Annotated in this window: 1 protein-coding gene; it reads left to right on the forward strand. The window is 69.2% G+C overall.

The annotated features are described in order from the left end of the window. Nucleotides 1–47 precede the first annotated feature (47 nt). Nucleotides 48–473 carry an IS5 family transposase gene (locus OFY01_RS18620; RefSeq protein WP_266601334.1) on the forward strand — a complete coding sequence of 142 codons (426 nt, stop codon included), beginning with the start codon at nucleotides 48–50 and terminating at the stop codon, nucleotides 471–473. The last annotated feature ends 208 nt before the right edge of the window (nucleotides 474–681 follow it).

The raw sequence follows: 681 nt of genomic DNA on the forward strand, positions 1-681 counted from the left end.
AGGGTCTGTTTTCAAAGATGATCAAGGTCGTGTCATGATCACTTGCTATGGCTCGTGGGGATCTGACGGAAGCGCAGTGGTCGGCGTTGGAGCCGCTGCTGCCCAAGGGCAGGAAGCCGGGGCGGCCTGCGATACACAGCAAGCGGAAGCTCATCGACGGCATACGGTTCCGTACCCGCACCGGGGTGCCGTGGCGCGATCTTCCCGAGCGGTACGGTCCGTGGGAGACGGTGTACACGCTGTTTTGCCGCGGGCGGCGGGACGGAACCTGGCACCGGATCTTCGAGCAGCTCCAGGCCCGTGCGGACGCGGATGAGTTGATCACCTGGGACCTGTCGGTGGACTCCACTGTTCTCCGTGCCCACCAGTACGCGGCCGGTGCCCGTAAAAGGGGGACCTCCAGGCCGAGCCGCCCGGTGGCGTGCACGTCGAGCCCGGCGACCACGGGCTCGGACGCTCCCGCGGCGGGTTGACCACCAAGATTCACCTGGCGGTTGAGCAGGCGCAGCGGCCGATGGCGCTGGTCGTCACGGCCGGCCGGCGCGGCGACTCCCCGTAATTCCAGGTGGTCCTGGGCGCGTGAAGGTGCCCCGGCTCGGGCCGGGGCGCCCGCGCACCCGAGCGGACAAGGCCGCGCGGACAAGGCTTACGGGTCCCGCGCGAACCGCGCCTACCTGCGCA

It is taken from the genome of Streptomyces beihaiensis, assembly GCF_026274175.1.
Taxonomy (GTDB): domain Bacteria; phylum Actinomycetota; class Actinomycetes; order Streptomycetales; family Streptomycetaceae; genus Streptomyces; species Streptomyces beihaiensis.